This window comes from Comamonas sp. w2-DMI (genome assembly GCF_040187735.1).
GTDB lineage: Bacteria > Pseudomonadota > Gammaproteobacteria > Burkholderiales > Burkholderiaceae_C > Comamonas > Comamonas terrae.
This window is the reverse complement of sequence record NZ_JBANEL010000012.1, coordinates 26,282-53,078: the sequence shown is the minus strand read 5'-3', so window position 1 is coordinate 53,078 and position 26,797 is coordinate 26,282. Positions and strand designations below refer to the sequence as shown.

Sequence of the window (26,797 nt, the reverse complement as noted above, 5' to 3'; positions counted from 1 at the left end):
GCAGGAGCCATCATGCCTTTACGACGCAGACAATTCACCGCGCTGGCGCTGGGCGCTCCGCTGCTGACGACCGCGCCGGTCGTGGTCCGGGCAGCCGGAGCGGCCGCACCGGCCTGGCCGGCACAGCCCCTGACCGTGGTCGTGCCCTTTGCGCCCGGCGGCAGCGTGGACGTGGCCGCCCGCCTGGTGATGCCGCGCCTGGCCGAGCGCCTGGGCCAGCCCGTGGTCATCGAGAACACCGTCGGCGCCTCGGGCACCATCGCCACGCAGCGTGTGATCAGGGCCAGGCCCGACGGCTACACGCTGCTGTTCGGCGTGGCCAGCCCGGTGACCATCGCGCCGCTGGTATCGCCGGGCAGGTTCCGCTACGACGGCCTGCGCGAGCTGCTGCCCGTGGCGCCCGTGGCCTCCTCGGTCTTTGCCCTGGTCGCACGCCCCGGCCTCGCGGCCGGCAGCGCGGACGATCTGCTGCAGCTGGCTCGCCAGCATCCGGGGCGGCTGACCTTCGGCACCGACGGCATCGGCACCAGCCTGCACCTGACCGGCGAGCTGATCCAGCAACTGGCCGGCATCGAACTGGTGCATGTGCCCTACAAGTCCGGCCCCCAGGTGCTCACCGAGCTGGCCGGCGGCCAGATCGACCTGGCCGTGCTGCCCGTGGCCCTGGTCCAGCCCTTTGTCCTGGAGGGCAAGGTCAGGGGCCTGGGCGTGACCTCGCGCCAGCGCGTGGCCACGCTGCCGCAGACACCCAGCCTGTCGGAGACGCCGGCGCTGCAGGCGCTGGACGTCGAAGCCTGGCAGGGCCTGCTGGTGCCGGCCCATACCGATGCCCGCATCGTCGAGCGCCTGGCCCGGGAAACCACCGCCGTGCTGGCCGAGGCGGACATGGGCAGAAAGCTGGCTGAAGCCGGCTTCAAGCCCCTGCGCATGACCCAGCCGCAGTTCGCCGCCTACCTGGAGCAGGAGAAGACAGTGCTCGAGAGCACCATCCGCAAGGCGCGCATACGCATGGACTGAGTCGCAGGCTGGCCCGGCTTCGATTCACATCATTCGATCCGGATGTGCTTTTGCGCGATGAGGTCGCCGTAGACCTTGGAATCGCTCCGGATGCGCCGCTCCAGGGACGCGGCGCTGGTATCGTCGATGCGCCAGCCCTGGGCCAGCAGCTTGCTGCGGATTTCGGGCGAATGAAGAATTTTCTCCAGCGCCTGCGCCAGCCTGGCGCGGTGGTCGGCGGGCATGGAAGCCGGCGCCATGACGGCATTCCACACCTCGATATCCACCTGACCGGCGCCCACCTCGGGCATGGCCGGCACACCGGGCGCCAGCGGGCTGCGCTTGCTGGAGCTGACAGCCAGCGCGGCCAGCTTGCCCGACTGCACCAGCGGCATCACGGTGGATGCCGGCAGCAGCGCCATCTGCACCTGCCCGCCGAGCAGCGCATTCACCACGGCCGGGCCGCCGTTGTAGGGCACGTGGAGCATGTCCAGCCCCATGGCCTCCTTGATCAGCTCCACGCCCAGATGGCCGCCCGAGCCCGTGCCCACCGAGCCATAGTTGCCCTGGCCGCCGCCCCCACCACCCTTGAGCGCCTTGAAATAGCCCGGCACATCGGCAGCCGCCGCATGCGGCGCCACCAGCACCAGCGGCGCCGAGCCGATCATGGCCAGAGGCGCCAGGTCCTTGATCGGGTCGTAGGGCAGCTTGGGATAGAGGTATTTGGAGCTGGTCAGCGGACCGTTGCCGATCACCCCGATGGTGTGGCCGTCCGTGGCCTTGGCCACGGCATCCGCGCCGATGTTGCCGCTGGCACCGCCCTTGTTCTCCACCACCACGGGCTGGCCCAGCGCCTTGCCCAGGGGCTCGGCCAGCAGCCGCGCCTGCACGTCTGGCGAGGAACCGCTGGCATAGCCCACGATCAGGCGCAGCGGGCGCGTGGGCCAGTCGCCCTTGCTGTCGCTCCTGGCTTGCGCCATCGCGCCCCAAGGCAAGGCCGCTGCCGCGCACAGCAGCAAGGCCGTGCGGCGCAGCAAAGGGGATGCGGGTTTTGTTTTCATTGCAATGTCTCCGGAAAAATCTTCATCGAATAGCGTAGCGTGCCATCAAATCCGGCAGCGGTGCCCTGCGCCCGGCTGCTGGCACCGGCAGTTGCGCGCGCTCCACATGGCTCTGCAGCCGGAACAAGGCCTTGCGGGGTTCGCCCAGATGCAGGCCCTGCATGCGCCCGGACCACCATTGCCCCCCCTGCGTGCAAGCCTCTTCATCGATGTGCTCGGCCAGCAGGACCACCGTGGTCTCGCCGGCCACGGGCTCGGCAATGCGCTCCCCGCCCACGGGGTAGCGCAGCGAACGCTCGGCAGGCACCAGGCCGGCCATGGCGCGCAGCAGCCGCCCTTGCTGCACGGCCTGCTCCAGCGCCTGCGCGGCAAGCAGACTCCAGGCTTCGGGGTCGGCCGTGGTGGCCATCATCGTGGTCAGTGCCGTGCCCCAGGACGAGCCGGCCTGCGCCTGCAGCACGCAGGGCCGGCGCACAAAGGCGCTGAGCCGGGGCCGCATGCGCTCGGACCAGGGCGTGGGATTGGCAATCACATCGGCATAGGCCGGCGAATCCAGCGCGGCCAGGGACTGGAGCCCGTACAGCGTGAAATAGCCATCCTCCCCCGCATAGCGGCGGCCGTAGACAAAGCCGGGCAGGCCCACGCGCTCCGGCACATGCTCGAAGGTGTGCCAGGCTTCGTATTCGGCACGCACCTCTCCATGGTCTATGCCGTTCCACAGGGCCAGAAAGGCGCTGCCCCTGTCCGCACTCATGGCTGCACCAGCACCTTGCTGGCCTGGCGCGCGCGCGCGAGCGCAAAGCCGTCCGCGGCGCGGTCCAGCGGCACGCGGTGGGTAATCATGCGGCGCAGCTGCTCCTGGTGGGTCTGCATGAAGGCCACCACCTCGCCCCAGCAGCGTTCGGGAGCGCGATACGAGCCGCGCAGCTGCTGATGGCGGCGCACCAGGGCGGTGAGGTCTATGGGTACGGGCGCGGCATGGATGCCGGCGATCACCAGCACGCCATGGGTCTTGAGCACCCGCATGGCCGGCGCCAGCACCGCCGCGGCGCCCGTGGCTTCGATCACTACATCAAAGAGAGCACTCTTCGCATGTGCATCAAGGGTTTCATCGATGTTTTTCCCCTCAAGATCGAGCACCTCGTCAAAGCCCATGGAGCGCAGCACATCGAGCCGCGCCGCATCGCCATGGCCGGCCACCACCACCCGGGCGGCGCCGGCGGCGCGTGCGAACAGGGCAATGCCCTGGCCGATATTGCCCGGCCCCAGCACCAGCACCCTGTCGCCGGGCGCCACGCCACCCGTGCGCACGGCCTCGTAGCTCACCGTCAGCGGTTCGGCCAGCGCCGCGACCTCGGCGTCCACCCCTTGCGGAATCGCCACGCAGTTGCGCAGCGGCACGGCCACATATTCGGCAAAGCCGCCGTCGCGCATGACGCCGATGCCGCGGCGCGTGGTGCAGGCATCGAAATCGCCAGCCCGGCAGCGGTCGCAGCGTCCGCAGGTCACCGAAGGACGCACGGCCACCAGCTGGCCCACGGGCAGGCTGTCGGCGCCTTCGCCCTGCGCCACGACCGTGCCGCTGAACTCATGCCCCACGGTGACGGGCAGCGCCGCCGCGAGGAAGTGGTAGCTGGCCGTCCACGCATCGATGTGCAGGTCCGTGCCGCACACCCCGGTGGAATGCACGCGCACCAGCACTTCGCCCGCACCGGGTTCGGGCATTGGCACGTCGTTGAGATGCAGGCCCTGGCCGGCCTCGGTTTTCTGCAGAGCTTGCATGGTGCACGGCGCATGTCCTGCATGCGCATCCATAAGAACAGGGGTTGCAGTGTGCGTCCGGCCTATCCATACGTCCAACACCGAATTAATATCGATTCCATATCTCTTGAATATGGAAATATCCGCATCGTGGAACTCCGGCATCTGCGCTATTTCGTGGCCGTGGCCGAGCAAGGCAATGTCAGCCGGGCCGCGCGCAAGCTCTTCATCGCCCAGCCCCCGCTGTCGCAGCAGCTCAAGCAGCTGGAGGACGAGGTCGGCACCCCGCTGTTCACGCGCCTGCCGCGCGGCATGCAGCTGACCGCGGCGGGCGAATCGCTGCTGGAGGACGCACGCGCTATCCTGGCCCGCGCCCAGCAAGCGCCGCTGCGCGCCCGCGAGCGCAAGCGCCACGGCCAGGCCGTGCTGCGCCTGGGTCTGGTGCCATCGGCCATGCAGTCGCTGCTGCCGGGCCTGCTGCGGGCCGTTGAGCAGGCCGGGTGGGAGGTGCAGATCGAGGCACGGGAAATGATTTCGTCGCGCCAGCAGCAGGCCCTGCGCCAGGGCGAGCTGGAACTAGGGTTTGCCCGCCCCGGCAACCAGGATGCCGACGCGCTGGAGGTCGCCAGCATCGAGGACCCCTACTGCCTGGCCGTGCCGCCATCGCATGCGCTGGCCTCGGGCGATGAGCCTCTCGACCTGCAGGCCGCCGCCCGCCTGCCCTTTGTGGGCTTTGCCCGCTACCAGGACGCCGACTACTTCGACCGCACGGTGGCGCTGTGCGCGGAAGCCGGGTTCACGCCGCTGATACGCCACGAGGCCGGCCAGCTCGTCAATGTGCTGGCCCTGGTGGCCTGCGGCCTGGGCGTGGCCATCGTGCCTTCATCGTTTGCCACGCTGTACCGGGGGCAGTTGGTGTTCAGGCCGCTGCAGGCAGCGCGCCACAGCAGCCGGCTGGCCGTGCTGGCCGCGCCGCAGGCCCTGCAGGGCAACCCGGTCCTGGCCAGCGTGGCCCGGGCTGCGGCCCGCGAACTACACGGCCTGGCCGGGCGGCTCCATCTGGCCCGCTGAGGCATCGACGGCGGCGGGGCCCGTGTGCACCGCCTTGCCGGCCGGCGTGCCGCAGGCATGGCAAAAGCGCGAGAAGGCGCTCTTGCGCGTATGGCAATGGCCGCAGCGGTCGAACAGGCCGATGCCGCAGTGCGGGCAGAAGTCGATCTCGGTGTTCTTGAGGTCCACGGGACGCTCGCAGCCCGGGCACACGCTCTTGGACAGCCGCTCCAGCGCCACGTCGTAGCTCAGCTCCTCGCGGCGCTGCACCTCGGGCAGGGCTTCCTGCAGCTTCTGCCGCTCCAGGTAGCGGTTCAGCGCCAGGATGGCATAGCGCCCCAGCAGCACCGTGACCACGATGCCCACGATGTAGCGCACATAGCCGCCGTAGTCGGGCAGATAGGGCACGAGCTCCACGAAGAAGGCAAACAGCGCAAAGAAGATGAAGCCCCAGACAAAAGGCCACCAGGTGCTCCTGCGCTTTCTGGCGAACAGCCAGCCCGCCACCACCAGCAGGGGCAGCGTGATGGCCAGGCGGTAGAGGAAGACGCGCAGCTCGATGGCGCGCATGGCCGACTGCCACTGGGGTTGGGCCGCATCGCGCAGCGCACTTTGCTCGGCTTCGGCATGGGCCACGGCCTGCGAAGCCGCCAGGCTGGCCTGTTCCTGCGCCTCCAGTGCCTGGCGGGCCTGGTTCTCCGCCTGCTTGAGCGCGTCCAGCGCCTGGGTGCGCGCCATCAGCTCCGCATCCTGTTCGGGGCGCGCGGTGGCGCGGCGCGTGGCCACCCAGTTGTCGAAGGTCTCGCGCGCCGACTGGTAGCGCGCCCTTTGCGCATCGAACTGCAGCTGCGCCGTGTCGCGGGCCTTGTCGGCCTGGCGCTGCGCGGCCTGCGCCTGCGCCCGCTGCGCCTTGACGCGCTGGGCATCGGCCGCAGGAATGAAGTCCTCCACGCTTTGCGTATGCTCCACCCGGGGCAGGTTGCCCACCACCAGGCCGCCCAGGCCGATGAGGAAAAAGGCAAAGGCCACGGCCACCAGCCAGAGGCCGCGGCGGAACCATTTTTCCGGCAGACGCAGGGATTTGCTCATACCCAGAACTCCTTTTGTGATAGCTGCTGGCGCTTGACGGACAAGCGCTCGATCCTTTTTTTTATAGGATTACTGCAGCACGCGCACCGGCTGCGCCATCTGCGTGCGCTCCAGCCACTGGGTGACGGAATCCACGGTCACGGTCTCGATGCGGCTGGCATAGCGCTTGTCGTTGGGATGGTCGTCGAAAGCGATGTTGGCCGCCGTCATTCGCCCGCCCAGGCGCGTCAGGGCCCGGATGGTGAGCGTGCTCGGCTCATAGCCCTTGAACTGCAGCCAGGCCTGGGCCTGGTCGCGGCGCTGCACGGTAGCGGGCTCCATGGCGGCCGCCAGCGTTTCCGTGGCCCACTGGTTGGACTGCTGGTAGCGCTGGCCCCAGGCATAGCTGACCATGCTGTAGGGCTCGCTCTGCATGCGCAGCACGGTCTGCGGACGGGTCAGGAACTGCAGCAGCGCCTGCTGCACGGCCGGCGCGGGAATCTGCAGGCCGGCCTCGTAACGCCACAGGTCGTCCAGGAAGAACTCGCCCAGGCCCTGGCGGTACACATGGCCGCCGGCCGTGCCGCATTCATTGAGCTTGTGGACCACGCGCCAGGGGCCCTCGGGCGTGCGGTACACCCAGCCGTAGTGCGAATACACGAGGTTGTAGTTGCTCAGGTCCTGGCCCTTGCGTGCCAGCAGCACCACCTGGGTGCCGTTCCTGCGGTATTCGGCGTCCAGCGCCTGGGCCGTGCGCTGCGCCAGATCCAGGCCCCTGGCCATGGTTTCCGGCGTCAGGGGCTTGTTCTCGCAGCTGCGGCCCGCATGGGCCAGGCCCGCGCAGGCCAGCAGCGCGGCGGCAACTGTCGTCATCCATGGGTGATGCATGGTGTCGTTTCCCTCTGAAGTGTTACAGGCGCTCGCTGTGCAGCAAGGCCTTGCCGATCTCGTTGGGGATGAAGGCCAGCACCTTGCCGGCCGTCGACAGGATCACGCCGGCACCGATGGCGCTGGTCTCCACCACGGTGCCCACGCCGACAGACAGGGCGCCGGCGGCATTGCCCGAAACTTCCACCACGGCGGAGACGCCGTCGGCCGTGTTCTTGAGCACGTATTTCACGCCCTTGGCACTGGCCTCCACGCCCGCCACGACCAGCGACACGCCGCCTGCGGCCAGGAACAGCGGCACGGCGGCCGCCTCCTGCGAGTTGCCTCCCGAGGCCGCTACCGTCACCACTGAGGCCACGGGCAGGGCCGACAGCGCCAGCGAGGTCTCGCTCTGGGCCTGTGCGGAACCGGCCCCCCCCCAAAGCGCAAGCCATGCCCAGGGCACACAAACTGTTGCGAAAAGAACGGGTGAAAGCCGAGGCGTTGATCACAAAAATGCTCCTGTTGTTGAAATTTGCCGCGGCGCCATGGCTGCGGTGCTGCGAATCATCGCGTTGCCGCGCCCGATCCCGGCGAAGATTGTCTCAGTTGGCTTGCCAATCCTCCTTGGGTATCGGTTTTTGATACTTTCCTGTCCTGACCATGCCGAACATCCTGCCCGCCTGGAAGCTCCTGCCCGGCCATGCCGCTCTTGCACTGCTGCTGGCCGGCGCCCCGGCATGGGCCGAAAGCCAGCGCCCGCAAAGCGCCGGCCAGATCGCGTTTTCGCAGTTGCCCGAGGGGCCGTTGCCGGCGCCCTGGCACTTTGCCACGCTGCCCGGCAAGTCGCCCACGCAGTTCGGCATCGCCAGTCTCGACGGCGAGCATGTGCTGCGCGTGAGCACTTCGGATGCCTACGGCAACCTGGTCTATCCTCTGCCCGCGGCCGTGAATGGCGCGGCGGCTGCCTTGCGGCTGAGCTGGCGCTGGCGCGTGGATCAGCTGGTCGCCAAGGCCGACATCCGCAGCCGCTCCGGCGACGATGCAGCGCTCAAGCTGTGCGTGTCCTTCGACTTCGACCGCTCCCGGCTGGGCTTTGGCGAGCGCGCCAGGCTGCGCCTGGGCCAGATCCATACCGGCGAGCGCATTCCCGCCGAAACCCTGTGCTACGTCTGGGACAACCAGCTGCCCGTGGGCACGCAGCTGCACAACGCCTTCACCCACCGCATGCGCTTCATCGTGCTGCAAAGCGGCAGCACGCATCTGGGCCGATGGATGTCCGAAAGCCGGGACCTGGCCGCCGACTATGCCCAGGCCTTTGGCGACGAATCCGCCGGCATGCCGGCCGTCATCGACATCACCGTCTCGGCCGATTCGGACAACACCCATGGCAGCGGCCTGGCCTACATGGGCGATATCCACCTCGGCCCGTAAAAGCTCACTGCGGCTGCTGCAGCAGACCGGCCACGCGCTGCTGCAGCAGCTCGGGCGAGACCTGCGGGGCCGGCACGGCGGTGCCCACCTCCAGCCCCACGGGGTTGAGCCAGCCGCGGCGCAGCGGCTTGACCATGGCCACGTTGCGGCCGCCGCGCACTTCGATGCGGCTGAAGAACGAGCCCCAGAGGTTGGTCAGCGCCATGGGGACCACGGGCACGGCCAGGCCGTCGCGCTGCGCCTGCTCCAGGATCTTCATGATGCCGGCCCTGAACGGCTGCAGCCGGCCGTCGCTGGTGATCGCCCCCTCGGGGAAGATGGCCAGCAGGTCGCCCTCGCGCAGCACTTCGGCCGAGCGCGCAAAGGCCGCCTCGTAGGTCGCAGGATCTTCCTTGTGGGGGGCGATGGGAATGGCCTTGGCCAGCCTGAACAGCCAGCCCAGCACCGGGCGCTGGAAGATGCGGTAGTCCATCACGAAATGGATGGGCCGCGGGCTGGCGGCCATGAGCAGGATGGCATCGACAAAGCTCACGTGGTTGCAGACCAGCACCGCCGGGCCGTCGGCGGGAATGTTCTCGTCGCCGCGCACCCTGAAGCGGTAGATGAAGTGGGTGGCAACCCAGGCCACGAAGCGCAGCAGGTATTCGGGCACCAGCAGGAACACGTACAGCGCCACCACGGCGTTGGCGATGCCGGTGGCCAGGAACACCTGCGGAATGCTCAGGCCGGCGGACAGCAGCGCGCCGGCCAGCACGCTGGAGGCGATCATGAACAAGGCGTTGAGGATGTTGTTGGCCGCGATGATGCGCGCGCGGTGCGTGGGCTGGCTGCGCATCTGGATCAGCGCGTACATGGGCACGCTGTAGATGCCGGCCGACAGCGCCAGCAGCCCCAGGTCCAGCATCACGCGCCAGTGGCGGTGCTGCGCGAAGAAGGCGCCCACGCCCATGAGATCGGAGGCCGGCAGCGCCCGCGCGGCAAAGTACAGGTCGATGGCGAACACGCTCATACCGATGGCGCCCAGCGGCACCAGGCCGATCTCCACGTGGCGGCGGCTGAATACCTCGCACAGCAGCGAGCCGATGCCGATGCCGATCGAAAAAATCACCAGCAGCAGCGAGGCCACATGCTCGTCGCCATGCAGCACTTCCTTGGCAAAGCTCGGGAACTGGGCCAGGAACACGGCGCCGAAGAACCACATCCAGCTGATGCCCAGCAGCGAGCGGAACACCACGGGCTTCTCGCGCGCCAGCTGCAGATTGCGCCAGGTCTCGGTGAACGGATTCCAGTTGATGACCAGGCCCGGATCGGTGGCCGGCGCGTGGGTGATGAACTGCGCGCACAGCCGCCCGACCAGGGCCAGCCCCACGCAGGCCAGCGCCACCTGGGCATGGCCGACCTCGGGCACGGCCACCAGCAGGCCGCCGGCCACATTGCCCAGCAAAATGGCCACGAAGGTGCCCATCTCCACCATGCCGTTGCCGCCCGTGAGTTCGCGCTCGTTGAGCACCTGGGGCAGGTAGGCGAACTTGACCGGGCCGAACAGCGTGGAATGCAGGCCCATCAGGAACACGCAGCCCAGCAGCACGGGCACGTTGGCCGAGACAAAGCCCCAGGCCGCCAGCAGCATGATGGCGATTTCCAGGTTCTTCACGAGGCGGAACATGCGCGTCTTGTCCCATTTGTCCGTCAGCTGGCCCGAAGTGGCCGAGAACAGCAGGAACGGCAGGATGAACAGCGCGCCGATCACCAGCCCGGCCATGGAGGGCGGCAGCCAGGACACGCCGAGCTGGTAGGTCACCATCACCGTGAAGGCGAACTTGAACAGGTTGTCGTTGGCCGCACCGCAGAACTGGGTCCAGAAGAACGGCGCAAAGCGCCGCTGGCCCAGCAAGGCAAACTGGTTGGGGTGGGTCGATGCCGGCTCGCTCATGCCTGGGTCCTTGGAGTGGGTGAATGACCGCGATTGTGCCAAGACCTTTGCCACAGGTATCGCCTCCACCCGCAAGCTGCGCGGAGCGCGCCGGCCAGTATTCATAATCGATACCCATGAGCACTACCGCCGACCTCGTCACCGCCCTCAAGAAGGAACTCAAGGCCGCCCAGATGACCTATGCCGATCTGGCCCAGGCCATCGGCATGGCCGAGTCCAGCGTCAAACGCATGCTGGCTAAGGGGGACATGCCGCTGTCGCGCGTGGACGAGATCTGCCGCGCCCTGCATCTGGACTTTGCCGACCTGGCGCGCAGCGTGGCCGACAGCCGCCCGCTGCTGCAGCAGATGACGCGCGAGCAGGAAGCCGCCGTGGTGGCGGACCGCAAGCTGCTGCTGACCGCGATCTGCGTGCTCAGCCAGTGGACGCTGGAGCAGATCGTCAGCACCTACCGCATCTCCGAGACCGAGGGCATAGGCTACCTGGCCCAGCTGGACCGCATCGGCATCATCGAGCTGCGCCCCGGCAACCGCTACCGGCTGCGCCTGGCCAAGACCTTCCGCTGGCAGGCGCGCGGCCCGGTGATGGAGTATTTCCGCGAGAACGCCGTGCTCGACTATTTCGGCGGCAGCTTCGACGGCGACGACGAGACCATGCTGCTGGTGCACGGCTCCATCGCCCCGCACCTGGCGCCCAGCTTCGTGGAGCGCATCCAGCGCGTCGCCCACGACTTCTCGCAGCAGCACCTGCAGGACCAGCGCCTGGCCGCCAAGAAGCTCGAAGGCTATACGCTGGTGCTGGGCATGCGCAAATGGGAGTTCTCGACCTTTGCTGCGCTGCGAAGGTAGCCCGCTGTGCCGCGGCGCGGCTGGCCTGCTGGAAGCGGCGCCCGTCTCACTCATTTATCCATAGCTGCCAGCGCCTATTGCACGCCGCATACAGCCATATTTAACGCTGGTTAGCAGCTCGCAACCGGTCTTCACCAACGCGACACATAACATTGCATGACTTCGCCTTGCGGCAACCATGTGTTGACGCATCCCCTGCACCATGAAAGCCATGGACCGGCCCGCTTGCAGTGCGCCGATCCCCGACCGACATAGAAACAGGAGGACTGCCATGATGTCGCTTCGCACCGCTTTCCATACCGCCCTGGGCGCAGGCGCTCTGTCGCTGCTGACCATGGCCGGAACCGCCCAGGCCCAGCCGATGCCGGCCCATGCCCAACCCGCAGGCGCCTACGTGAGCGTGCAATTCGGCGCTCCCCCGCCCATGCGCCGCGAAATGGTGCCGGCCCCGCGCCACGGCTATGTATGGGTGTCCGGCTACTGGGAGCCGCGCGGCCATCGCCATGTGTGGCGCCCGGGCCACTGGGTCAGGGCCCGCCCCGGCTATGTCTACCGCCAGCCCCAATGGGTGCAGCATGGCGGCCGATGGGACTGGAGGCCCGGCCGCTGGGACTACGGCCCCGGTCGCCCGTACCGCCATTGAGCAAACCGACCCCTCTCTGCTCCGGCTGCTGGTTTTCTATCGCCCGCCAGCAGCCTTCAAGCCCTGCGCCCTGCGGCGCAGGGCTTTTTTACGCTTCGCCACCCCGCCTCGAAACGAAGTGCGCCCGATGAAGAACCGGCACGCGGCAGGCTGCGCATATGCGCGGCAATCGGCTCTTTATATGGAATAAGCATATAGAACAAAGAAATCAAATTGTGTTCAAAATAACGCCTATTCATTTTTCTGTTGGACACGTCATTCCATGCGTCTGCTGCCCCGCCTCACCTCCGGTTACCGCGCCCTGGCGCTTTCGGCCCTGACTCTCACGGCTGCCACGGGTACCTTCGCGCCGCCGGCCATGGCAGCCGACGCGGCGGCCAGCTATCCCCACCAGCCCATCACGCTGATCATGGGCTTCAATGCGGGCTCCGGCGTGGACGTGATCGGCCGCGTGGTGCAGGAACCGCTGGGCCAGCGCCTGGGCCAACCCATCATCATCGACTACAAGACCGGCGCGGCCGGCAACATCGGCAGCGAGTTCGTGGCCCGCGCCAAGCCCGACGGCTACACGCTGTACTTCGGCACGGCCGCCACCCATGGCAGCAATGCCGCGCTGTACAAGAAGCTGCCCTTCGACGTGGAAGCCGACTTCGTGCCCGTGGCGCCGCTGGTGGACGTGGCCAACGTGCTGACCATCAACCCCAATGTGATCAACGTCAGGAACCTCAAGGAGTTCGTCGACGAGGTCAAGGCCCACCCCGGCAAGTACAACTACGCCTCCACCGGCAACGGCGCCGGCACCCACATGGCCTTTGCCGAGTTCAACTCCCGCCTGGGCCTGGACATGGTCCACGTGCCCTACAAGGGCGGCCCCGAGGCCATCACCTCGGTGCTGCGCGGCGAGACCTGCTGCATCATGAACCAGGTGCAGACCGTGCTGTCCCACTACAAGGCCGGCAAGGTGCGCCTGCTGGGCGTGACCACGGCCAAGCCCGTGGATGCCGTCAAGGAAGTGCCGACCATCGCCGCCAGCGGCCTGCCCGGCACCAAGGGCTTCAACAGCGCCATCTGGTTCGGCATCTTCGCGCCCAAGGGCACGGACCCGGCCATCGTCAAGAAGCTCAACCAGGCGGTCAATGAGGTGCTGGAACTGCCCGAGATCCGCGAACGCTTTGTCTCCCAGGGCAATACCATCCGCATCGAAACGCCGGAGCAATTCAGGAAGACCGTGCATGAAGACCGCCTGAAATGGGCCAAGGTCGTCAAGGATGCCAAGATAAGTATTGACTGATCCCCTGAGCGGCTACGCCGCCTCCCCCACGCCGGCGCTGCGGGGCGGCGCGGCCGGCTTAGGCCCTTGCCTGGCGGCCCCGGCCCAGGCAGCGCCCGCTTTCATGGAGCACGGACGGTGGGAGAATGGGCTTTTCGCGCTCCGATTTTTCCTTGCGCCTGCCAGCGATCTGCTGCAGGCGCTTTTGTGGTTTGCTTATGTCTCTGATTGAACAGCCCTCTGCCGGCCTGGCTGCCCTTGAAGAACGCCTGCGTGACGATTTCGTCACCCTGGGCTGGCCCGCCAAGGCCTGGATTCCCCCCACCTCCCGCGACGGCCGGCCCGTGCACGACGTGCTGGTCATCGGCGCGGGCCAGGCGGGCCTGGCCCTGCATGTGGCGCTGGGCATGGTCGGCATCCAGCCCGTGCTGCTGGACAAGGCGCCGCAGGACTTCGAAGGCCCCTGGGCCACCACCGCGCGCATGGAGACCCTGCGCTCGCCCAAGGAGCTCACGGGCCCGGCCATGGGCATTGCCTCGCTGAGCTTTCGCGCCTGGTTCATCGCCCAGTTCGGCCTCGATGCCTGGACGGCGCTGGACAAGATTCCCCGCCTGCAATGGATGGACTATCTGCGCTGGTACCGCCGCGTGACCGGTGCCGACGTGCGCAACGGCCACGAGGTGGTGGCCGTGCGCCCGCAGGCCGACGGCGTGGTGCAGGTCGATGTCAGGGCCGACGGCCGGATCTCCACCTGGCTGGCCCGCCGCCTGGTGCTGGCCACGGGCCGCGACGGACTGGGCGGCGCGCAGATTCCGGACTTTCTGCAAGGCGTGGACCGCGCCCTGTGGGCCCACTCCTCGGACGAGATGGACTACGGCCGATTGGCCGGCAAGCACGTGGGCGTGGTGGGCGCCGGCGCCTCGGCCATGGACAGCGCGGCCACGGCGCTGGAAAGCGGCGCGGCCAGCGTGGACCTGCTGGTGCGCCGCAAGGAACTGCCGCGCATCAACAAGTCCAAGGGTTCGGGCGTGCCCGGCCTCACCCATGGCCAGTACCTGCTGCCCGATGCCTGGAAATGGCGCATCCGCCACTACATCAACGCCCAGCAGGTGCCGCCGCCGCACGGCAGCACGCTGCGCGTGTCGCGCCATGCCAATGCCTTCTTCAACCTGGGCTGCGCGGTGCAGAAGGTCGAGCAGCAGGGCCGCAAACTGCATGTACATACCAGCGCCGGCATGTTCGTGCTCGATTTTCTGATCGTCTCCACGGGCTTTGCCATCGACTGGAGCCTGCGCCCCGAATTCGCCGACATCGCGCCCCATGTGCGGCTGTGGAACCAGCGCTTCACGCCCGCCGCCGGCCAGGAGGATGCCGAACTGTCGGCCTCGCCCGACCTGGGGCCGCTGTTCGAATTCCAGGAAAAGACGCCGGGCGAGCAGCCGGGCCTGGACCACATCCACTGCTTCTGCTATCCGGCAGCGCTCTCGCACGGCACGGTGTCGGGCGACATCCCGGCCATCAGCGACGGCGCGCGCAAGCTGGCCCAGGGCTTGGCCTCGCTGTTCTACCGCGACGACATCGAGCAGCATTTCGCCAGGCTGCAGTCCTATGCCGAGCCCGAACTCGACGGCACGGAATGGACCCATGCCGATTCCGCCGCGCGCGTGAAGGCGCTGGGCAATGCCATCTGAGACTCCGAGAGACAAGACATGACCGATACCATCGACCGCCTGGCCGGCCTGCAGGCCCAAACGCCCACCTTCGCCACCCGCCACGAGCGCGAGAAAGTGGCCGTCGCCACCCAGGCCTGCGAAGACCTGCTGCTGGGCAATACGCTGGACAGCGCCCTGACCCAGGCCGAGCGCCTGGTACTGGCCGCCGAACAGGCCCGCGTGAGCGGCGTGGCCGCGCTGGAGGCCGAATACCGCGCGCGCGCCGCCACACTGGGCGACGGCATCACGGCCGAGCTGCGCACCGTCCTCGACCAGAGCGGCGCCCGGACCGGCAATGCACGCATGGACGCCATGCTGCACTTCGTGCGCACGCTGGCGCTGCACCCCGCCGAGAGCGACCAGAAGGCCCTGCTCGCCATACCCGCCGCCGGCCTGTCGCTAGACGACACCGTGCTGCTGGCCCAGCTGATCGGCTTCGTCGCCTACCAGGCCCGCCTGCTGGTGGGCGTCAAAGCCATGGCCGACATGGGCGGCAAGGCGGATGCGCCGGCTGCCGAGCCCGTGGCGGCGGCACCGTTTGTGCACCCGGCGAACCTGCCCGCGCCTGGCGAGCCGCTGCGCCGCAACGGCTTCACCAGCGAAACCCTGGACTGGAAGTCCTGGCTGCCCGTGCTCGACCCCGAAACCGCCACGCCCGAACAGCAGAAGGTGCTGGAGGTCAGCCATCCCAAGGCCAAGACCATGGACTTCTACCTGCTGCTGGGCCGCCAGCCCGAGGTGCTGCTGGAGCGCTCCCAGGCCTTCAACGCCATCATGTACGCGCCGGGCGGCCTGTCGCGTGCCGAGCGCGAAGTCGCGGCCACGGCCGTTTCGCGCTCCAACGGCTGCGTGTACTGCGCCTCGGTCCATGCCCAGCGCTTCGAGCAGCTGGCCAAGCGCAACGACGTGATGGCGCAGATGTTCGACGATCCCGACACCGCCGGCACCAACGAGCGCGAGCGCGCCATCATCCAGTCCTCCCTGGCCCTGACGCGCACGCCCGGCAGCTTCGGCGCGCAGCACGTGCAGCCGCTGCGCGACGCAGGCCTGTCGGACCTGGAAATCCTGGACATGCTGCACTCGGCTGCCCTGTTCGGCTGGGCCAACCGGCTGATGCTCAACCTGGGCGTGGAGATCTGGCCCGAGCGCGCCTGAGCGGCAAGCCGGCCCTCCGCGGTCAAAGCAAAGCGGCCCAGGCCGCTTCTTTTTTGAGAGCTGCCTGCGCAATCTGCATCTGCGCAAACAGCCTTAAACACCCTCAATTGGCCGTCGCCGGCTCCGTGAAGACGGTCAGCACGCCGGCCAGGTGGTGCAGGCGCGCATCCATGATCTCGGCTTCGCCCATGAGGCCGATCAGCGGCACCGAGCCCAGCGCGTGGCGCAGTATCCGGAGTTCGGTGTCCGGTGCGCCGAACAGCTCGCTGCCGCGGCCCTTGCAGCTCACATAGATGGCCCCGCGGATCTGCGGCGCCGCGGGCTCGCCGCCCGCAGCCCCCGCGCCGTCGGCAAAGTCGGGCAGCAGCGCATCCTGCAGGGCCGCCCCCATCTGCATGAGCTCGTGCCGCGCCGCATGTTCCTGGCGCTGGCAGAAGATCACGGTATGCCCGGCCTCCACCGGCGAGGACAGGGCCACGCCCTGGCGCAGCGGGTCTAGCCCCACCAGGTTGAGCACCTGGGCCTCGGGGGTCAGCGCCCCGCGCTCCAGCCCGCGGCCCAGGGGCGCAATCGCCGCCTGGGTGTTGCGCAGCGCCCCCAGCGCCGCCTGCCAGCCGCCGCCCTGGTCGGGGCTGGCCTGCACGTCCAGCAGCTGCAGCAGCTGGGGCAGGGCCGGCTGGCCGCGCAGCGACAGCAGCACGGAGCCGCTGGTTTCGGTGATCTCCAGGCCTTCGCCCAGCGGCGCGCAGCCATGGGCCATGCGCGAGATGCAGGGCACTTCGGACGCAAAGGCCACGCCCGAGAAGCCGCCACGAAAGACGCCGACCGCGCCGCCGGTGCGCAGCAGCGGCAGATCCTCGGCCCGGCAGGCGAACTGCACGCCCTCGCCCTGCTGCCCGCCCAGAGCGCCGAACAGATGGCCGGTCTGCGTGCGCTCCGACAGCTCCTGCAGCAGCTCGGCCAGCTCGGGCTGGCCCGCGTCGGAGTGCACCAGGGCGGCATCGGCCTCGAAGCCGGCCTCGCCGCCGCCCATGGCCAGCGGGGCAATGCCCGAATACACGCGGTAATGCGCGGCCGGCACGTCCAGCAGCATCACGGCCAGACCCGGCGCATCGGTGTACTCATGCGCCATGGCCAGCACGCCGCTGGCCGTGCAGCCCACCCAGTCGGTGACGCGCGGCAGCGACTGGGCCAGCAGCATCAGCATGTCCTGCGCGTGACGCGCATAGGCGTGGGAGGCATAGATCAGGCCCAGGCGCGGACGGCCGGCATGGCCGGGCTGCTCCATCTGCATGAACAGCTGCCGCACCACGGACTGCACGGCCTCGCGCCAATCCGGGTGGCTGGCATGGCCTATGGGAAACAACGACATGGACACCCCTTTCGTGTTGTGCGGAACGTGCCGCGCCGGCGCACGGCGCAGCAGCGCGGGCCGGGGCCTGTCAGCGGGCGCGCGAACCGCCGGTCTTGGCCGCAGCCTTCTTGGCCGCCGGCGCGGCCGGAGCCTTCTTCGCCGCAGGCTTGGCGGGGCTCTTGGCGGCTGCCGCCCTGGAAGAAGCTGCGGATGGGGCCTTGGCCGGCTTGGCGGATGCGGCGGCGGATTGGGCCGCGCCTTCTGCAGAGGCCTTGCCGAAGGACATGACCTGGTCCATCGTGGCCTTGGCCAAGCCGCTGGCCATCTCGGTCGCGCGCTGCGCAGCCATCAGCGTCTCGGGCGGCACGGGCTCGGCCAGCGCCTTGGCCGCGATCTGCTGGAATTGCTGGGTCAGCGATCCCCACCACTGCATGGCCTGGTTCAGTGCGGCCTGCGCGGGCTCCGCAGCCTGCTCGCCGCCCTCGGCCGTGGCTTCGGCCGCGGTGCCGGCGCTCCCGGCGGCAGGTTTGCGGGGCTCGGCGGGGGCCGCGGCCTCCTGCGCCTGGCCGCCCGCAGCCGCCGCGTTCGCGGCCGCATTCATGGGCCACTCGGAAAAATCCTGGGCCTTGGCGCCCCCAGCCTCCCCTCCGCCAGGGAACTGGAAAGCCTTGGCCAGCTCGCCCATGCTGACATTCATGCCCTTGAGGGTGGACAGCGTCATGCGCTGCACTTCCAGCGCCTGGATGGTGGCGGCCAGCGCGCGGCCGTTCTGCTCCAGCCAGAACTGCACGGCCTTGAGTTCGGTGATGCGCTTTTCCACTTCCTCGATGCTGACCGTGGGCGCCACCCATTGCGGCATGCCGCCCAGCGGCTTGGCCGCGGAGCCTGCGCTCTGGGCCAGGCCCTGCAGGAAATCGAAGCCGGGAATGAACTTGCCAAAGCCGAAGGAGGATGCGTCGCTCATGGTTGGTCTCGCAGTAGGTGATGTGCACCAGGCCCGCGCCTTGCTCTCGAAAGCATCCAGGCCCACCGTTGCAGCACAGCTTAACCCAGAGCATCCCCGCGCCCAACCGGGATGCAGGGCCATCAGTGCAAATCCCAGTCAGCTTCCGGCCACTTTTCCTGGCCGGCCCTCCATGAAAAAAGGCCTTCGATCTCGGATCGAAAGCCTTGCAAGCAAGCGTAATGCGGCCGCCCGGCCGCCGTGCTTCAGTGCATATGCCCATGGTGGGCGGCCGCGGCATCGCCGCCGGCCGGCGGCGCCGTGCGCACCGGCACCTGCAGATGCAGGCGCGAGAGTTCGCCCTTGGCATCCTTGAACACCAGGGTGATGGGCACCTGGGTGTCCTTGACCAGCGGCGCCTTGAGCTGCTGCAGCATTACGTGATAGCCGCCGGGCTTGAGGTCCACGGGCACGCCCTGGGGCAGGTCCAGCGCGTCGATGGCGCGCATGCGCATCACGTCGCCCTCCATCTTCATCTCGTGCACCTCGGCCACGCCGGCCACGGGCGTTTCCACGCCCACGAGCTTCAGCGGCTCCTTGGCCGTCAGGCGCATGAAGGCGCCCGAGGCCTGCTGGCCCGGCACGCTGGCGCGCGCCCAGGCGTTCTGCGCCTCCACATGGGCCGCATCGGGATGGGCCAGCGCGGCCCCTGCAAACAGCGCAGAGCACATGGCAATCGCGGGGATGCACACGGACATGCGCATGGCGGTGGTGAAACGTTGCAAGTTCATGAAATCTTCTCCAGACAACCGGCCAGGGGCCGGACTCACTCATCGAAAACGCCTGAAACCCTGGTGTTCAAGCGCCATCAGCCATGTTTGTTGAAGACTTCGAGGGGCGGAGCGCGCGGCTGGGGCAGGACCTGGGCCGTGCGGTTCCAGGGCCCCACATAGCCGGCAACGACGAAGGCCATCTCGGGCGCCGCCCGGCATGCGTTGTGCGTACCGGCCGGAGGCGGGGCCAGCAGCGGCAGGCACAGCGGGCAGTCGATACCGTGCACGGCAGGCACGGCATCGTCCTGCGCCACCGGGCTCGGCACCCAGCGGATCTCTCCCGAGGCGCTGCATGCGGGCTCCAGACGCCCCATGGCGGCGGCCCGCGCCCAGGGTGCCGCCACGCCGGTGAGCATCACGCAAACCCATGCCAGCAGCACCCAGCGCGCCAGCGGACCGGGCGCGGGAAGCTGCAGACGAGGGGACGGCATGGGCATGCCGGCCATTGTAGGAGCAGCCACGCGCTATCCGGTCGGCGACGCCCCGCATCCTCCAGCGGCCCTACCATGCAGGTCTCGGGAGGGACGGCCAAGGCCGGCGCCCGCTGCCGACCCTCGAGCCCATCACAACCAGGAGACAAGAATGCTTTCTTTGTGCGGATTCTCGGCCAGCAACTACTACAACAAGGTCAAGCTGGCCCTGATGGAGAAGAACCTGCCCTTCGAGGAAGAGCTGGCATGGATAGGCGAGACCAACACCGACGAATCGCCGCTGGGCAAGGTGCCGTATCTGCGCACGGCGCATGGCGCCATCAGCGAGTCGGATGCCATCATCGAATACGTGGAGGCGCTGCCCTCCGAGGTGCGGCTGCTGCCGGCCGACCCGTTTGCCGCCGCCAAGGTGCGCGAGCTGTGCGTGTACCTGAACCTGCACCTGGAGCTGGTGGCGCGCAATCTCTATCCGCAGGCCTTCTTCGGCGGCAAGGTCAGCGATGCCGCGCGCGACAAGGCGCTGGCCCAGCTGGAGAAGAACGTGGCGGCCTTCGCGAGGATCGCGCGCTTCGATGCGCCCTTCATCGCAGGCGACAGCTTCACGCTGGCCGACTGCAGCGCCATCGTCCACCTGCCGCTGGTCAGCGCCGCGACCAAGAGCGTCTGCGGCAAGGACGTGCTGGCCGAGCTGCCGGTGCGCGACTACCTGGCGCGCATGGGCGAGCGGCCCACGGTGCAGAAGGTCAATGCCGACCGCAAGGCCAGCACCGTGGCCATGATGGCGCGCTACCAGACCAAGTGAGCGCTGCGGCGGCGGAAGGCCGTGCCTGCGGTGTTATCGTCGAGCCACTATGCAAAGCCTGTTCCATCTTGCCTACCATGTGACCGACCTCGACGAGGCGCGCCGCTTCTACGGCGGCGTGCTTGGCTGCCGCGAAGGCCGCAGCACCGAGACCTGGGTCGACTTCGACTTCTTCGGCCACCAGATCTCGCTGCACCTGGGCCAGCCCTTCGCCGTGGCCAACACCGGCAAGGTGGGCAACCACATGGTGCCCATGCCCCACCTGGGCGTGATCCTGCTCAAGCCCGACTGGCTGGCGCTGGCCGAGCGCCTGAAGGCCGCCGGCACCCGCTTCGTGCTGGAACCCCAGGTGCGCTTCGAGGGCGAGCCCGGCGAGCAATGGACCATGTTCTTCCACGACCCCAGCGGCAACCCGATCGAGGTCAAGGGTTTTACCAGCTGGGAAGCGGTGTACGAGCACTGACAGCCGCCCTGCGCCAGCCCTGACAAACTGTCCGCAGCCATTCGCCTATGCTCCGCAGCGCTGGAGCTTGGGACTTGCTTCCTGCCACAGCACGGCCCGCCAGCTGCGGCTCGAAGCAGCCCATCATCCGTTTCGACAGCGCGGCTGCATCACTTCGTCGTATCGATGCCTTGCCTGGATTCATGCCGCAATGAATATAATTAAGAATCATTCTCATAAATATTCATATGAAATCCCGTCATTCCGCGGCATGCCCTCTTCGCACCGCCGCGCCCAGGCCGCTCCATACTCCTTTGCTGCTGGCGTGCAGCCTGGCCTGCGGTGCGGTCCAGGCCCAGACCGAACGGACCGACGCTCCCACGCTGGGCGAGGTGCAGGTCCAGGCATCGAGCATGGCCGACCTGCCCGGCCTGGCGCTGGACCGGCCTGTCAACAACGGCGCCCTGGGCCAGCGCACGGCGCTGGAGACACCTTTTTCCAGCGCCAATATCTCGGCCGACATCATCGAGCAGACTGCGCCGGGCAAGCTGGGCGACCTGTTCTTTGCCGATGCCTCGGTGTCCGACAACAGCTCCACCTCGGGCGGCTGGGCCAGCTATCTGTCCGTGCGCGGCCTGGACATGGACTGGCAGAACTCCTTCCGCATCGACGGCCATCCCTTCATCAGCTATGCCACGCTGCTGCCCTATGAGCACATGGAGCAGGTGGACCTGCTCAAGGGCGCGACCGGCTTTCTCTACGGCTTCGGCAGCCCCGGCGGCCTGATCAACTACGTTACCAAGAAACCCACCGGCGAACCCGTGCGCAATGTGGGCCTGGGCTTTTCCGGCAAGAGCCTGTGGCGCGCGAATGCCGACATCGGCGGCCGCGCCGGCGAGGACGGCCGCTTCGGCTACCGCCTCAACCTCAGCCATGAAAGCGGCGAAGCGGCCAACACCAGTCGCCAACGCCGCAACGCGGTATCGCTGGCGCTCGACGCCAAGCTGACCAGCGACCTGAGCTGGGAGCTGCAATCGCTGTTCCAGAAGCGCCGCGTCAGCGACATGGAACCCACCATCACCACCAGCAGCCTGGCCGGGCGCCATCTGCCGCAGCCTGTCGCCAACGACGACGGCCGCATGGTCGGCCCGGGCAATTTCTCGGACAACGAATTCAAGTACGTCTCCACGGGAATCAAGTACCGGCTTGCGCAGGACTGGCAGCTCAGCGGCAGCTACAGCCACAGCAGCACACGCACGCAGCGCAACGAATCCGTGATCAGCCTGCTGGACTCCGCGGGCAACTACCGCAATTTCCGCTCCGACTACGGCGAGGCCTACCAGACCAACCAGTTCGAGGCACTGCTGCAGGGCAGGCTGCAAACGGGCGCGGTGCGGCACCAGATCGTGGTCGGCGCTTCCTGGCAGCAGCAGCGCAACGACTACAGCGCCGCGGGCACCTATGAGGAAGTGGGCCTGGGCAATCTGAACCAGGCCAACCGCTACGCCTACTACAGCCCCACGGGCCTGGACGGCCTGGGCCTGTACCGTGCGGCCGACATCACGCAGCGCGCCATCTTTGCCAGCGACACGCTGGAGTTTTCGCAGCAGTGGTCGGTGCTGGCCGGCATCCGCTACAACAGCTACCAGCAGCGCCAGTACGACACCACGGGAGCCGAGACCTCGCGCTACGAGAAATCCGGCGCCGCCACGCCCACACTGGCGCTGATGTACAGGTTCGCCCCGCAGAGCATGGCCTATGCCAGCTACATGGAAGCGCTGGTGCCGGGCTCCATCGTCGCCGACCGAAGCCTGAGCAACTACCGCGCCCTGCTCAATCCGCTCAAGACCCGCCAGTACGAAATGGGCGTCAAGACCGTGCAGCCCAACTGGTCGGCCACGGCGGCGCTGTTCCGCATCGAGAAGCCGTCCGAATATTCGGACGGCACAACTATGCGCCAGGACGGCCAGTCCACCTACCAGGGCCTGGAGCTGGCGGGCGCCGTGAAGCTGGCCCGGCAGTGGAGCCTGGGCGGCAACCTGATGCTGCTGGACAGCGAATACGGCCGCGGCAATGCGGCCATCGACGGCAACCGCATTGCCGGCGCGCCGCGCTACGTGGCCACGGCCCAACTGGGCTACCACGTGCCTCAGCTGCCTGGCCTGCAGCTGACGGCAGGCATCAAGCACACGGGAAACACCATGCTGGATGCGGCCAACCAGCTGCAGGTGGCCGGCTACAGCCTGCTGAACCTGGGCGCCAACTACGAGACCGTGATTGCCGGCAAATCCACCACGCTGCGCGTGATGCTGAGCAATGCCACGAACCGCAAATACTGGGCCTACCAGTACGCGGACTACATCAAGGCGGGCGATCCGCGCAGCATCAACCTCAGCGCCACCGTGCGCTTCTGACGCGGCCGCGGCGGCCCGGCAACTGCCCTGACCGCTGCACCGCCCTGGCCATGACAAACACTTCCCTTCGGCGCTGGTCGTGGATACACAAGTGGAGCAGCCTGGTCTGCACCACGTTCATGCTGCTGCTGTGCCTGACCGGCCTGCCGCTGATCTTCCACCATGAGATCCAGGAGCTCACGGGCACGGCCGTGCCCGCGCGCCCTCATCCGCCCGGTGCGCAGCGCGCCAGCCTGGATACCGTGCTGGCCACGGCCCAGGCACGCCATCCGGGGCTGTTTCCGATGTATGTCAGCCGCGAGGAGGACGACGACAGCTTCTGGTATGTGAGCCTGGCTCCACGCCTCGAAGAGACCGAGAAGTTCGAGGTGCTGGCCATAGACGCCTATACGGCGCAAGTCCTGCCTTCGCCAGATTTCTATTCGGGCTTCATGTACTGGATGACACGGCTGCACGTGGACCTGTTCGCCGGCCTGCCCGGCATGCTGTTCCTGGGCGCCATGGGCCTGCTGCTGCTCGCGGCCCTGGTCTCGGGCGTGGTGCTCTACGCGCCCTTTATGGGCAAGCTGCCCTTCGGGGCCGTGCGGCGCGGCCGCTCCGCGCGCCTGCGCTGGCTGGACCTGCACAACGCCCTGGGCATCTGCACGCTGACCTGGCTGTTCGTGGTGGGCGCCACGGGCGTGGTTAACACCCTGGCCCAGCCCGCGCTCAATTACTGGCAGGAGCATCACCTCAAGCCCTGGCTGTCGCGGCATGCCGGAGGCCGGCCGCCCACGGCCGCCGAGCGCAGCCCGCTGGACGCCGCCGTGCGCGCCGCCATGGCCACCGAACCCGGCATGACGCTCAGCTACCTGGCCTTTCCGGGCGTGCTGGCCGGCACGCCCATGCATTACACCATCTACATGCGCGGCAGCAGCGCGCTCACGGCCAAGCTCTACCAGCCCGTGCTGGTGAATGCGCGCAGCGGCGCGGTCGAAGGCTCGGTGGCAGCGCCCTGGTATCTCAAGACCCTGTACCTGTCCCAGCCGCTGCACTTCGGCGACTACGCAGGCATGCCGCTCAAGCTGCTATGGGCCGTGCTCGACGTGCTGTGCATCGCGGTGCTGGGCAGCGGGCTCTACCTGTGGCTGCGCAAGCCCGCCATGCGGCCGGCCGCCATTGCGGCAGCCGCCCGGAAGACCGCCGCATGAGCGCCTCCAGGCCATACCCTGTCTGGCGCATGCCGCTGCTGCTGGCGGCGCTGACCGCTGCCGGCCTGCTGGCAGGGCTGCTGGGCCAAGGCTGGCTCAAGCCCGCCTGCTGGCTGGGCCTGGGCCTGGGCCTGCCCGCGGCCGTCTCGCTGTGGGCCCTGTTCTGGAGCCGGCACGGCAAGGGCTAGTGCCGCAGGGCCGGCTTGTCTATCTGGAATCCATAGCTGCCAGCGCATGCAAATCCGTCGTTTCACTGTCGTTTGGCTCGGAAATCATGCACTGCGGCGCACACTATGCTCCAGAAATCGCAGCAAACCGCTGGAACGCTGCGTGGGGCTGGCAATGGCCGAGGCCAGCAGCCCCGGCACCTCGGCCCACAGCGTGAAGGCCTGGCGCGCGCGCGTGATGCCGGTATAGACCAGTTCGCGGTTGAGCACATTGCCGCCCTGGGCCGAGAGCACCAGCGCCGTGTGCTCGAATTCCGAGCCCTGGCTCTTGTGCACGGTCATGGCGAAGGCCGTCTCCACCTGGGCCAGGCGCGCGGTGCTCACGGCATGCAGTTTCTCGCCCTGCAGGAAGTACACGCGCAGCCGCGACGGATCGGCAAAGCCGGGCAGGGCAATGCCGATGTCGCCGTTGAACACATTGAGCTGCGCATCGTTGCGCGTGACCATCACGGGCCGGCCCGCATACCACTCGCCTTCCTTGCGGATCGCGCCTTGCGCCTGCAGCACGGCCTCCACGGCGCGGTTGAGCCCGGCCACGCCCCAGTCGCCCTCGCGCACCGCGCACAGCAGCCGAAAGCGCTCGAAGGCATTGAGCACGCCGCAGACCCAGTCCTCGTGCTCCTGCGGCGTCTGCGGGCGGTCGCTGCGCCACAGCCCCAGCTGCCTGGCATAGGCCGCATAGCTGGCCTGGCGGCCGCGGCCGTGCACGGCGTCCTCGGCAATGCGCTGCGCCGCACCGCCCTGCCGGGCCCACAGCACGGCATCTACGCCCAGGCGCGTGTGCTCGGCCAGCAGCGCCTGGGCAGCCGGCGCATCGCCGCGGTTGACCGCCAGCGCCAGCTGGCCTATGGGGCCGCCAAAGCGCCGGCTTTCGCGCAGCATGACGGTGTGCTGGGCCAGCGGCAGCGCGGCGCCGGCAGCCATGAATTCGGCCGGAATGCGCTGGCCCGCGGCGCTTTCGGCATAGGCGCAGGTGGCCGGCAGATAGCAGCCGGCCTGCGCGTCGCGGCACAGATCGCCGAGCACGGCGCCGGCCTCCACCGAGGCCAGCTGGTCCTTGTCGCCCAGCAGGACCAGCCGCGCCGTGGGCGGCAGCGCCTGCAGCAGCGCGGCCATCATCTCCAGGTGGATCATCGAGGCCTCGTCCACGATGAGCACGTCCACGTCCAGCGGGTTGCCTGCATGGTGGCGGAAGTAGCGCGTATCGGGCCGCGCGCCCAGCAGCGAATGCAGCGTGCGCGCCGCGCCCATGCGCTGCACCAGCGCCTCCAGGTCGAGTTCGCCCTGCACGCTGTCCTTGAGGTCCAGCAGCGAGGCATCGATGGCCTGTTTGAGCCGCGCCGCCGCCTTGCCCGTGGGCGCAGCCAGGGCCACTCGCAGCTGCTGCACATCGGGCGCCATGGCGAACAGAAGGGCCAGCAGGCGCGCGGCCGTATAGGTCTTGCCCGTGCCGGGCCCGCCCGTGATCACCGACAGCCGTCCGCGCAACGCCAGCGCGCAGGCCAGCTTCTGCCAGTCCGGTTTATCGGCGCCGGACGGGCCGAACAGCCTGTCCAGCCAGCCGCGCACCCGGTCCGTGTCAGGCTCGGCATCGACCTCCGTGCGCCGGGCGATATGCGCCGCCACGCCGCGCTCGTAGTCCCAATAGCGGCGCAGGTACAGCAGCGGTCCGGCGCCCGTGCGCAAAACCAAGGGGCACCCGTCATCCACAGCGTTATCAACACCGTTGCACACGGCCTTTCCAGACCCGTCCTGCACCGTGCGCACCACGGGGCTGCGCTGCAGGGCGGCCAGCCAGTCCTCCAGTCGCGGCGGCAGCCGGTCCCAGAGAGCGGCCAGCAGCGGCTGGGCCTCCCTGGGCCAGGCCAGCACATCGTTGGGCCGGGCCACCAGCGCGGCCAGCGGCAGGCAGCTATGGCCGCGCCCTTCCATCTGCGCCAGCACCGCAGCAGCCACCAGCAGCGCGGGCTCGGCGCCCGGGTCCTGGCCGTGCACGAAGGCCGCCAAGGCGCTGTCCAGCCGGCGCAACAGGCCCGCATCGCTCAGGCGCGCCAGTGCCCCCAGCGTGTCCTGGGCGGACAGCTGGGGCTGGGCGAACAGGTCCAGCGTCTGCAAATCGATCTTGCGGCGCCCTCTCATGGCTTTGCGTTCCTTCGCTTGCGCGCGGCGTGCTTGTTTTTTGGACAGAGGCCGAGCATGGCGATGGCCCGTATGGCTCCCCCTCTCCCCCCCCCTTTTGGCTGCGCCTGCGGCACCCGGTTCAGACTGCGGGCAACGCTGCCGCAGGACAGCGTTGCTTCGTGATCTGACTTGCGCCCGTTTGTTCGAACGAAGCGCGCAACGCGCAGTGAGTTGGGGCGCAC

The 26,797-nt window shown here is 68.4% G+C and carries 26 protein-coding genes; 13 read left to right on the top strand and 13 right to left on the bottom strand.

All coding sequences use genetic code 11. The features are described from left to right. The first annotated feature begins 12 nt into the window (after positions 1–12). A complete protein-coding gene (locus V8Z74_RS13955; protein WP_349709665.1) occupies positions 13–1,017 on the top strand; it encodes a Bug family tripartite tricarboxylate transporter substrate binding protein in 1,005 nt (334 codons plus the stop codon). Positions 1,018–1,046: 29 nt separating this feature from the next. On the opposite strand, the gene V8Z74_RS13950 is transcribed toward V8Z74_RS13955, so the two are convergent. The 3 genes from V8Z74_RS13950 to V8Z74_RS13940 are packed head-to-tail and all read right to left on the bottom strand — an operon-like array spanning position 1,047 to position 3,839. Continuing rightward, positions 1,047–2,057: a Bug family tripartite tricarboxylate transporter substrate binding protein gene (locus V8Z74_RS13950; RefSeq protein WP_349709664.1), complete on the bottom strand. Its 1,011-nt coding sequence runs from the start codon at positions 2,055–2,057 to the stop codon at positions 1,047–1,049. A 22-nt stretch (positions 2,058–2,079) separates the two neighbouring features. Continuing rightward, positions 2,080–2,811, bottom strand: a complete 732-nt coding sequence (locus V8Z74_RS13945; RefSeq protein ID WP_349709663.1) for a hypothetical protein — start codon at positions 2,809–2,811, stop codon at positions 2,080–2,082. Then, positions 2,808–3,839, bottom strand: coding sequence for a zinc-dependent alcohol dehydrogenase (locus V8Z74_RS13940; RefSeq protein ID WP_349709662.1), 1,032 nt, complete (start codon positions 3,837–3,839; stop codon positions 2,808–2,810). Before V8Z74_RS13940 ends, V8Z74_RS13945 begins: the two co-directional genes overlap by 4 nt. Positions 3,840–3,968: 129 nt before the next feature. On the opposite strand from V8Z74_RS13940, the gene V8Z74_RS13935 reads away from it, so the two are divergent. Next, positions 3,969–4,889 (top strand): LysR substrate-binding domain-containing protein, encoded by a 921-nt coding sequence (locus tag V8Z74_RS13935; RefSeq protein WP_349709661.1) that lies wholly within the window; start codon positions 3,969–3,971, stop codon positions 4,887–4,889. Here V8Z74_RS13935 and V8Z74_RS13930 read toward each other — a convergent pair. The 3 genes from V8Z74_RS13930 to V8Z74_RS13920 all read right to left on the bottom strand — a co-directional run bounded on the left by V8Z74_RS13930 (position 4,851) and on the right by V8Z74_RS13920 (position 7,269). Continuing rightward, a complete protein-coding gene (locus V8Z74_RS13930; protein ID WP_349709660.1) occupies positions 4,851–5,957 on the bottom strand; it encodes a serine endopeptidase in 1,107 nt (368 codons plus the stop codon). The two genes, V8Z74_RS13935 and V8Z74_RS13930, sit on opposite strands and share 39 nt — an antisense overlap. Positions 5,958–6,026: 69 nt before the next feature. Next, positions 6,027–6,809 (bottom strand): DUF2145 domain-containing protein, encoded by a 783-nt coding sequence (locus V8Z74_RS13925; RefSeq protein WP_349709659.1) that lies wholly within the window; start codon positions 6,807–6,809, stop codon positions 6,027–6,029. Between the two features lie 37 nt (positions 6,810–6,846). Next, on the bottom strand, positions 6,847–7,269 hold the full coding sequence (locus tag V8Z74_RS13920) for a hypothetical protein (RefSeq protein ID WP_349709658.1): 423 nt from the start codon (positions 7,267–7,269) through the stop codon (positions 6,847–6,849). Positions 7,270–7,466: 197 nt separating this feature from the next. Here V8Z74_RS13920 and V8Z74_RS13915 point away from each other — a divergent pair, with 197 nt between their 5' ends. Next, on the top strand, positions 7,467–8,237 hold the full coding sequence (locus V8Z74_RS13915) for a DUF3047 domain-containing protein (protein ID WP_349709657.1): 771 nt from the start codon (positions 7,467–7,469) through the stop codon (positions 8,235–8,237). Positions 8,238–8,241: 4 nt separating this feature from the next. Here the strand turns inward: V8Z74_RS13915 and V8Z74_RS13910 are convergent, their stop codons facing one another. Beyond that, positions 8,242–10,170 carry an MFS transporter gene (locus V8Z74_RS13910; protein ID WP_349709656.1) on the bottom strand — a complete coding sequence of 643 codons (1,929 nt, stop codon included), beginning with the start codon at positions 10,168–10,170 and terminating at the stop codon, positions 8,242–8,244. 116 nt (positions 10,171–10,286) lie between these two features. On the opposite strand from V8Z74_RS13910, the gene V8Z74_RS13905 reads away from it, so the two are divergent. Both V8Z74_RS13905 and V8Z74_RS13900 read left to right on the top strand, forming a co-directional pair. Continuing rightward, entirely contained in the window at positions 10,287–11,018 is a 732-nt protein-coding gene (locus tag V8Z74_RS13905; protein WP_066480157.1) for a helix-turn-helix domain-containing protein, read from the top strand. Between the two features lie 271 nt (positions 11,019–11,289). Beyond that, positions 11,290–11,661 carry a YXWGXW repeat-containing protein gene (locus V8Z74_RS13900; protein WP_349709655.1) on the top strand — a complete coding sequence of 124 codons (372 nt, stop codon included), beginning with the start codon at positions 11,290–11,292 and terminating at the stop codon, positions 11,659–11,661. A gap of 56 nt (positions 11,662–11,717) precedes the next feature. Here V8Z74_RS13900 and V8Z74_RS13895 read toward each other — a convergent pair whose 3' ends face one another. Beyond that, positions 11,718–11,915, bottom strand: a complete 198-nt coding sequence (locus V8Z74_RS13895; protein ID WP_349709654.1) for a hypothetical protein — start codon at positions 11,913–11,915, stop codon at positions 11,718–11,720. A gap of 104 nt (positions 11,916–12,019) precedes the next feature. On the opposite strand from V8Z74_RS13895, the gene V8Z74_RS13890 reads away from it, so the two are divergent. The 3 genes from V8Z74_RS13890 to V8Z74_RS13880 all read left to right on the top strand — a co-directional run bounded on the left by V8Z74_RS13890 (position 12,020) and on the right by V8Z74_RS13880 (position 15,798). Then, complete coding sequence (locus V8Z74_RS13890) at positions 12,020–12,952, top strand: Bug family tripartite tricarboxylate transporter substrate binding protein (protein ID WP_245633404.1); 933 nt, start codon at positions 12,020–12,022, stop codon at positions 12,950–12,952. A gap of 197 nt (positions 12,953–13,149) precedes the next feature. After that, on the top strand, positions 13,150–14,622 hold the full coding sequence (locus V8Z74_RS13885) for a SidA/IucD/PvdA family monooxygenase (RefSeq protein WP_349709653.1): 1,473 nt from the start codon (positions 13,150–13,152) through the stop codon (positions 14,620–14,622). An 18-nt stretch (positions 14,623–14,640) separates the two neighbouring features. Further along, a complete protein-coding gene (locus V8Z74_RS13880) occupies positions 14,641–15,798 on the top strand; it encodes a CMD domain-containing protein (protein ID WP_083526695.1) in 1,158 nt (385 codons plus the stop codon). Positions 15,799–15,901: 103 nt separating this feature from the next. On the opposite strand, the gene V8Z74_RS13875 is transcribed toward V8Z74_RS13880, so the two are convergent. From V8Z74_RS13875 to V8Z74_RS13860, 4 genes are all read right to left on the bottom strand, one after another. Further along, the gene (locus V8Z74_RS13875; RefSeq protein WP_066480169.1) at positions 15,902–17,170 is read right to left on the bottom strand and encodes an FIST signal transduction protein; all 1,269 of its coding nucleotides are present in this window, start codon (positions 17,168–17,170) and stop codon (positions 15,902–15,904) included. Positions 17,171–17,240: 70 nt separating this feature from the next. Next, positions 17,241–18,116: a PhaM family polyhydroxyalkanoate granule multifunctional regulatory protein gene (locus V8Z74_RS13870; protein WP_349709652.1), complete on the bottom strand. Its 876-nt coding sequence runs from the start codon at positions 18,114–18,116 to the stop codon at positions 17,241–17,243. A 245-nt stretch (positions 18,117–18,361) separates the two neighbouring features. Further along, a complete protein-coding gene (locus tag V8Z74_RS13865) occupies positions 18,362–18,886 on the bottom strand; it encodes a copper chaperone PCu(A)C (protein ID WP_066480172.1) in 525 nt (174 codons plus the stop codon). Positions 18,887–18,963: 77 nt separating this feature from the next. After that, positions 18,964–19,389 (bottom strand): hypothetical protein, encoded by a 426-nt coding sequence (locus tag V8Z74_RS13860; protein ID WP_349709651.1) that lies wholly within the window; start codon positions 19,387–19,389, stop codon positions 18,964–18,966. A 121-nt stretch (positions 19,390–19,510) separates the two neighbouring features. Between V8Z74_RS13860 and V8Z74_RS13855 the strand changes: the two genes are divergently transcribed. The 5 genes from V8Z74_RS13855 (at position 19,511) to V8Z74_RS13835 (ending at position 24,395) form a co-directional block, all read left to right on the top strand. Beyond that, complete coding sequence (locus V8Z74_RS13855; protein ID WP_066480179.1) at positions 19,511–20,161, top strand: glutathione S-transferase; 651 nt, start codon at positions 19,511–19,513, stop codon at positions 20,159–20,161. Between the two features lie 49 nt (positions 20,162–20,210). Continuing rightward, positions 20,211–20,624, top strand: a complete 414-nt coding sequence (locus tag V8Z74_RS13850) for a VOC family protein (RefSeq protein ID WP_349709650.1) — start codon at positions 20,211–20,213, stop codon at positions 20,622–20,624. A gap of 227 nt (positions 20,625–20,851) precedes the next feature. Continuing rightward, entirely contained in the window at positions 20,852–23,017 is a 2,166-nt protein-coding gene (locus V8Z74_RS13845; RefSeq protein WP_349709649.1) for a TonB-dependent siderophore receptor, read from the top strand. A 50-nt stretch (positions 23,018–23,067) separates the two neighbouring features. Continuing rightward, positions 23,068–24,207: a PepSY-associated TM helix domain-containing protein gene (locus tag V8Z74_RS13840; protein WP_349709648.1), complete on the top strand. Its 1,140-nt coding sequence runs from the start codon at positions 23,068–23,070 to the stop codon at positions 24,205–24,207. Then, positions 24,204–24,395 (top strand): hypothetical protein, encoded by a 192-nt coding sequence (locus V8Z74_RS13835; protein WP_349709647.1) that lies wholly within the window; start codon positions 24,204–24,206, stop codon positions 24,393–24,395. Before V8Z74_RS13840 ends, V8Z74_RS13835 begins: the two co-directional genes overlap by 4 nt. An 84-nt stretch (positions 24,396–24,479) precedes the next feature. On the opposite strand, the gene recD is transcribed toward V8Z74_RS13835, so the two are convergent. Beyond that, entirely contained in the window at positions 24,480–26,573 is a 2,094-nt protein-coding gene (gene recD / locus V8Z74_RS13830; RefSeq protein WP_349709646.1) for an exodeoxyribonuclease V subunit alpha, read from the bottom strand. Between the last annotated feature and the right edge of the window lie 224 nt (positions 26,574–26,797).